The organism is Enterococcus sp. DIV1639a (assembly GCF_050530445.1).
Taxonomy (GTDB): Bacteria; Bacillota; Bacilli; order Lactobacillales; family Enterococcaceae; genus Enterococcus_B; species Enterococcus_B hirae.
Map to the genome: position 1 here is coordinate 2667956 of NZ_CP172886.1, position 7045 is coordinate 2675000.

General features: G+C 39.2%; 6 protein-coding genes (1 of these 6 only partly in view). 1 reads left to right on the plus strand and 5 read right to left on the minus strand.

Annotated features, from left to right (window positions below; all coding sequences use genetic code 11):
- Position 1 precedes the first annotated feature (1 nt).
- The gene (locus IGJ32_RS12210; RefSeq protein ID WP_342082014.1) at positions 2 to 1714 is read right to left on the minus strand and encodes an ABC transporter ATP-binding protein; all 1713 of its coding nucleotides are present in this window, start codon (positions 1712 to 1714) and stop codon (positions 2 to 4) included.
- A 117-nt stretch (positions 1715 to 1831) separates the two neighbouring features.
- Here IGJ32_RS12210 and IGJ32_RS12215 point away from each other — a divergent pair, with 117 nt between their 5' ends.
- A complete protein-coding gene (locus IGJ32_RS12215) occupies positions 1832 to 2488 on the plus strand; it encodes a TetR family transcriptional regulator (protein ID WP_342082013.1) in 657 nt (218 codons plus the stop codon).
- 153 nt (positions 2489 to 2641) lie between these two features.
- On the opposite strand, the gene IGJ32_RS12220 is transcribed toward IGJ32_RS12215, so the two are convergent.
- The 4 genes from IGJ32_RS12220 to metK all read right to left on the minus strand — a co-directional run.
- Positions 2642 to 3187: an acyl-CoA thioesterase gene (locus IGJ32_RS12220; protein WP_010721040.1), complete on the minus strand. Its 546-nt coding sequence runs from the start codon at positions 3185 to 3187 to the stop codon at positions 2642 to 2644.
- 130 nt (positions 3188 to 3317) lie between these two features.
- Positions 3318 to 4106, minus strand: a complete 789-nt coding sequence (locus IGJ32_RS12225) for an alpha/beta hydrolase (RefSeq protein WP_010736957.1) — start codon at positions 4104 to 4106, stop codon at positions 3318 to 3320.
- Positions 4107 to 4260: 154 nt separating this feature from the next.
- A complete protein-coding gene (locus tag IGJ32_RS12230; protein ID WP_053765574.1) occupies positions 4261 to 5736 on the minus strand; it encodes an MDR family MFS transporter in 1476 nt (491 codons plus the stop codon).
- A gap of 168 nt (positions 5737 to 5904) precedes the next feature.
- A protein-coding gene (gene metK / locus IGJ32_RS12235) for a methionine adenosyltransferase (RefSeq protein WP_034700522.1) crosses the window boundary here: on the minus strand, positions 5905 to 7045 show its 3' portion. It continues 53 nt past the right edge of the window; the window shows 1141 of its 1194 coding nt (coding positions 54-1194); the start codon falls outside the window, past its right edge; it ends in the stop codon at positions 5905 to 5907.

The window sequence follows — 7045 nt, forward strand, 5'->3', positions numbered from 1 at the left end:
GCTACTCCTCCGTTCCTTTTTGTGTTTCGAAAATTTCTTGGTACACCCGATTGGTTGCTACTAGTTCTTCGTGTGTTCCTTCACCCACTAATCTGCCTTCATCTAACACAAGAATCCGGTCTGCTTTGACAACAGAAGCGATTTTTTGAGCGATCACAATCGTAGTAGTGCCTTTTAATTCTTTTGCTAATGCTTCACGAACCAACTTTTCAGAACGCGCATCTAATGCACTGGTACTATCATCTAAGATCAAAATCTTAGGATCACCAATGACACCTCGGGTAATGGACAACCGTTGTTTCTGTCCACCTGAAAAGTTACTACTACGTTCTTCCACAGGAGCCTCATAGCGATCCGCTAATTTTTCGATAAATTCTTGTGCTTGAGCAATCGCAGAAGCATGTTCCATATCTTTTTCAGAAGCATCTTTTTTCCCTTGACGCAAGTTTTGCGCAATCGTTCCAGAGAAAAGGATCGCTTTTTGTAAAACAAAGGATACAGTGTGACGTAAGCTTTTTTCATTGACTTGTCTTAAATCTACACCGCCTACTTCCACTTTTCCTTCTGTTGGGTCAAACAATCGTGGAATCAACTGAGCGAGTGTCGATTTACCAGCTCCGGTTGCACCAACAATCCCCACCATTTCCCCTGGTTGGATCGAAAAACTGATGTCTTTCAATGTGTCTGCATCATCGCCAGGATAACGGAAAGAAACATGATCAAAAGTGACTGATCCAGTTAAATCCTGTTCTGGCACATCTTGGTATATTAAATCTGGTTCTGTGTCTAAAATCTCTTTGATCCGTTTCAATGAAACTGCAGCTCTTGATGTCATCATCATCATCATTCCACCAATAATGATTGCCATCATGATCTGCATCAAATAGTTCATGAAAGAAGCCAAACCACCGATTAAGGTTGGATCATCTTTTGCTAAATCACTAACAAAAAAGATTGCGCCAACTACTGCTAAATTAGCAGCCAACATAAAGGATGGAATCATCACAGAAAACAAGGTTCCCACAATGATGTTGTGTTTCGTTAGATCTTCGCTGACTTTACTAAACTCTTTCAATTGATTGTCTTCTTGGACAAAAGATTTGACTACACGGATCCCCATAAGATTTTCTTTGGCAATACTATTGACTTTATCAATCAGTTTTTGGATGATCATAAAATGTTTACCCATTCTGGTAAATGATAAAGCTGTAATCAAGAAAACTGCTACGATCAATGCGACAATGATCCACCATAATTGCGGCATCGTCATCATTGCCAAAACAAAAGCCCCGATAAACAGAAATGGAATTCTAAAGAGCGATTGTAAAGAAATCATGACTAGGTTTTGAATTTGTGTAATATCATTTGTTAGTCGAACTACCAGATTTCCAGCAGAGAATTTTTCGATATTTCCAAATGAAAAAGTCTGGATTTTACGAAATGCTTCTTCCCGAATATCAGCACTAATCCCTTGTGCCACTTTCGCTGAAAAAATCGTATTTGAAACTCCAGCTACCAGTCCTAATAAAGCTAAACTGATCAAGTATACACCGATCGTTTTCATCTTGTCGTTATCTTCTGTAATAATAGCTTCTAATACTTGTTGTAAAAGCTTCGGTTGCCATAATGCGGCACTTACCATAATCGCTACAGAAAACAATGAAATAAATACAGCAACTTTGTATTTTTTTGCATGTCTTAAAATTAAGCCCATTGGTTGTTACACCCCTTTTTATTAAAATTGACAGGTCTTATTTAACACTGTAAAATAAGGCCGACTAACAATTTACCATGTTTAAAAAAATATTGCAATACAAGAGGTTGATTAAATTTGGAACCAAAGCTTTCCCAAGAAATGATTATCAAATCTGCTTTTGCGATTCTGGCAGAAACGCAAGAACTATCAAAACTATCTATGCGAAACCTTGCTCAAAAAGTTCAAGTAAAAGCCCCTGCGCTTTACTGGTATTTCAAAAATAAGCAAGACTTGCTCCAAAAAATGGCTGAATTCATGGAAAATGAACTAATCATTCCCGAGCCTCGTTTACCTTGGCAAGAACGCCTTGTTCAATTCATGGAAAACTACTACGACCTTTACACCCACTTTCCTTGTGGTGCAGAGCTAGAAATCAATACCGTTCCTTCTTATGCAAGTCGTTTGGAACACTTAGAAATGATGATCCAGATTCTTATCCAAGCGGGCTTTTCGATTGACCGTAGTCGTCAAGCAGTGTTTGCTCTTCATAACTTGTTGATTGGTCAACTGATGGATCAACAGCATGAACAGAATCTTCGGCACAAAATCATGACCGGTAATCACTTACTCAAAGATGCTATTCTTTCTATGAAAAGTTATGTCGAAGAAAATGCACTAGTTGGACTAAAGGCTAGTATCACCGCTCACCAGCACCAAGAAAATGAAAAACAACTCTTTCTTGATAGTGTGACGATCTATCTTCAAGGGTTGGCTGTACAAAAAGAATCGTAAACAAAAAAAGACATGAAGGCAAGTTCGCGAACTTGCCTTCATGATTTTTTGTTTACTGTTTGAGTTGACTACGTGAATAAAACTTCCTATTCCACAAGTAATAGTCAGTTTAGCTACTAGTTTAGCCATTTCACTTATCCTAGATGAAGCAGTCTAATCATCTATTCCTTCATTTTTTAACCAAGGAAGGTCTGTTGATAATTGAGCAGCAAAAGCTCGGTATTCTTCTCGTTCTTGTAAACGCTGTTTGCGCCGTTTTTCGTATCCTGCGCACACTAGTTTTTCTTCTGCCGTGTCCGGTATGACTTTAGGTACTGTAAATTCCGTTTCTTCATTCATATGAGACGGAACAGCGACAAATGTTGTAAAACAAGTTGCGGCTAAGTAACGCTCCCCAGTCGTCAGATTTTCCCCAATAATTTTAACGAATACTTCCATCGATTTATGATGAGTACCACTTACATAAGATTCTACACACACAGAATGGTTTTCATGCAACGGCTTCAAAAAATTCAAGCTGTCTAAAGAAGCGGTAACTGCACCTCTGCGACAATGTCTTGTCACAGAGATCGACGCAGCATCATCAATCATCGTCATCAATTTTCCACCAAATAAAAACCCAAAAGGATTAAGATCGAACGGAAAAATCCGATGTGTTTGAATGACTATCGATTCTTTACAATGCTTTATCTCTTCCAAAAAAACACCTCTTTCAAATTATTACCTTGTGATTCGTCCTATAAAAAAGCTAAGGCCAAGACAATGTCCTAGCCCTAGCGATCGTCCTGAAAATAGTCTCAAAAGCTAAGAAAGATCAAGGGGTCTTCACCTATTTTTCTTCAAATAACCATTCCAAAGCACGTTGAATCCACTGATCCCAAAATACCCAATTATGTTCGCCAGGACCATGTTCGAAGGTTACGCCAATCCCATTTGCTTTCAATGAATCGGTCATTTCTTGATTTGCTTGATAAAGAAAATCTGATTCTCCACATGCCAAGTAGATACGAGGTGCTGTTTTGTCACTCTTTACTAATTCTTCTAATAAATACTGAGGATCATTAACTGAACCTTTGATCTGATCTAACGGTCCAAATACGCCCTCCCAGAATTTTGCCTTTCGAATCATCAATAAATCATCCATCCGATTGCCTACTGAAATGGCTCCTGATAAAGAAATGATTGCAGCAAAATTTTCTGGTTTTGCCAGCCCAAGTTTCAAAGCACCATAGCCACCCATTGATAATCCAGCAGCATAAGTCTTTTCTCTTTTTGTCGTTAATTGTGGAAACAGTTCATGACAGATTTCGGGAAGCTCTTCTGAAATAAACGTCCAGTATTTCATATCATAGGCCGTGTCGGTATACCAACCTAGATCAGTAGAAGGCATAATGACCGCTAATCCATGGTCTGCGACATATCTTTCAATCGACGTCCGACGCTCCCAGACACTATGATTTCCTCCCATTCCGTGCAGAAGGTATAACACAGGAACATCTGTTGTCGCTTGTTGTGAACTCGTACCGATCACTTTATTTGTTGTTTGTGGAAGGATTACATTCAGGTTTACTTCCATCTCTAAAACATTTGAATAAATATTTGCTTGAATAAATGCCACGTTGAAACATCCTCTCTAAGGTGTGAAAAATAGTGTTTTTGACCTGACCAATAATGACAAATTTTGATAAAACAACTATTCTAACACCGGTTATCGTTGTGAAATAATTGGTCAAACGACCTCACAAAGTAACATTTAGTACTACTTTCTTGTACTAATACTCTCTTATTCTATCACTTTTTTCACGAACGACAAATGTCAATGCAAAAGCGACCACTACTAGTAATAGCCCCACAAAATAGACTTGATGCAATCCTTCATATAAAATCTTCCGTAAAGGCGTGATCAACTCTGACGCAATGTTTTTAGCTGTTTGTGGGTTGACTAGCTTATTCATGATATCTGCATCATTCGTCAAATTAGTCGCATTCAGCTCCCGTTGTGTTACTCCATTGATCAATAAGCCAAAGACTGCTACCATCACAGTTTGTCCAATCGTCCGCACCAATGTATTGAACGAGGTAGCTACCCCTAGTTGATCTCGAGACACACTATTTTGGGCACTAACAGTTGAGGTAGTCATCGTGATTCCTAGTCCTACACCAATGACCGTTGAAATAGCAAAGAACCATAAAAAATTACTTTCAAATGGCATTAACCAGAGCCAGGCACCACCTAGAGAGGCAATCAATAGACCAATTCGCAATACCCAATTCGTTGCCATTTGAGTCATCCACTTACTTGCTAAGAAAGAACCGACCATCCAAACGAGAGAAAGCGGTGCTAAGACCAATCCCCCTACTGCAGCATTTAGCCCCAATACCCCTTGCATCCACATCGGGATATACACATCGATGCCCATTAAGAACCCACTAGCTAAAGCAGCTGCTAGATTCACGACCACAAATAGTGGATTAGCAAAAAGATGCAACATGATCACAGGGTCTTTGGCTCTTTTTTCGGCTGCAATAAATAAAAATAATAGAAGAAGACTTCCGATCAAAAGCCCAATCACTACTGGAGTAAATCCTTGATCCCCTAACAATTGAAATCCAAGAAGTAAAGCAACCAACATCGCCATCAAACTAAAGCTCCCGAATAGATCCATCGGTTTTGACTCATGTTCTCTCTGTGGTTCGTTCAAATAAAGCCAGATCAAAACCATCAATAAAAGCCCGATTGGTACATTAATAAAAAAGATCCAATGCCAACTGATCGTTTCTACAATAAAACCTCCAGCTAATGGTCCAAAAACACTAGCAATTCCCCAAGCCGAACTGTTCAAACCTAAAACTTTTGCTCTTTTTTCAATCGTATATAAATCGCCAATGATCGTTAACGCCACTGGCATCATTGCTCCAGCGCCCATTCCTTGAACAGCACGAGCAGCAATCAACCCCATCATGGTTTGAGAAAGTCCACAAAATAAAGAACCAATAATAAATAATAGCGTTCCAAAGATAAAAATAGGTTTTCTCCCCACTTTATCTGCAAGTTTGCCATAGATCGGTGTCAGCATCGCATTCGTTAGTAAATAAATCGAAAATACCCAATTCATGATCTCCATACCGTGAAGAGAGCCGACGATCGTAGGCATCGCAGTGGTCACGATCGTTCCTTCAATTGCTGTCATGAAAGTTGCAATAAACACACTGATCGTTACTAATTTGACGTTTGTTTCTCTTTTCATCTTATTCCTCCTTTTTTTATTGTTGCCAAATAAATTTTAGCCAAAAAAAATAGGCTTTATCATTTATCAAAAACACGAATCAAAAACGACCATGGATTTCTCTTCAGCCGTTTGGATAAAAAAAACTGGAATGATCCCATAAAGAGAACCATTCCAGCCATCAAAAAGCTATTTTGCTAAGCTTGCTTTAATTGCATCAACTTTATCTGTTTTTTCCCATGGCAATTCGATATCCGTACGACCGAAATGACCATAAGCTGCTGTTTGACGATAAATTGGACGACGTAAATCAAGCATTTCAATAATACCTGCAGGTCGTAGATCAAAGTTTTCTCTCACAGCGGCAATCAAGTCTTCTTCTGGAACAGTTGACGTACCAAAAGTATTGATTGAAATAGATACAGGTTGTGCAACACCGATCGCATAGGCTAACTGAACTTCAGCTTTTCTTGCCAAACCAGCTGCTACAATGTTTTTCGCAATGTAACGAGCGGCATAACTTGCTGAACGGTCAACCTTAGTAGCATCTTTCCCAGAAAATGCTCCACCACCATGACGAGCATAGCCGCCATATGTGTCAACGATGATTTTTCTTCCCGTCAACCCAGCATCTCCTTGAGGTCCCCCAATAACAAAGCGACCAGTAGGATTGATGTAGTATTTTGTGTCGTCATCAAGTAATTCAGCTGGAATAACTTCTTTTATTACTTTTTCAATGACGTCATGACGAATTGTTTCATTGTCCACTGCATCATCATGTTGTGTTGAAATAACGATGGTATCCACTCGTTCTGGCTGACCATTGTCATCATATTCAACTGTTACTTGTGATTTTGCATCTGGACGTAGATAAGTTAATTCATTGGATTTACGTAAATCAGCTAAACGACGAACTAGACGATGGCTTAATGCAATTGGTAAAGGCATTAATTCAGGTGTTTCATCGACTGCAAAACCAAACATCAATCCTTGGTCTCCAGCACCGATCTCATCCAATACATCTCTCTTCGCTTCGTCACGAATCTCAAGTGCTTCATCAACACCTTGAGCGATATCTGGTGATTGTTCATCAATTGCAGCTAATACAGCTACTGTATCTCCATCAAAGCCAAATTTTGCTCGTGTGTAGCCAATCTCTTTGATCGTTTGACGTACCACTTTTTGAATATCCACGTAGGCAGTGGTTGAGATTTCTCCAAATACCAATACAAGACCAGTGGTAACAGATGTTTCACAAGCCACGCGTGCATTTGGATCCTTTGCTAAAATTGCATCCAAGATCGCATCACTGATTTGATCAGCAACTTTA

Bases quoted from the DNA above. Each gene is read 5' to 3' on its own strand.
- IGJ32_RS12210 (WP_342082014.1), bottom strand. From the start codon at position 1,714: ATGGGCTTAATTTTAAGACATGCAAAAAAATACAAAGTTGCTGTATTT.
- IGJ32_RS12230 (WP_053765574.1), bottom strand. From the start codon at position 5,736: ATGAAAAGAGAAACAAACGTCAAATTAGTAACGATCAGTGTGTTTATT.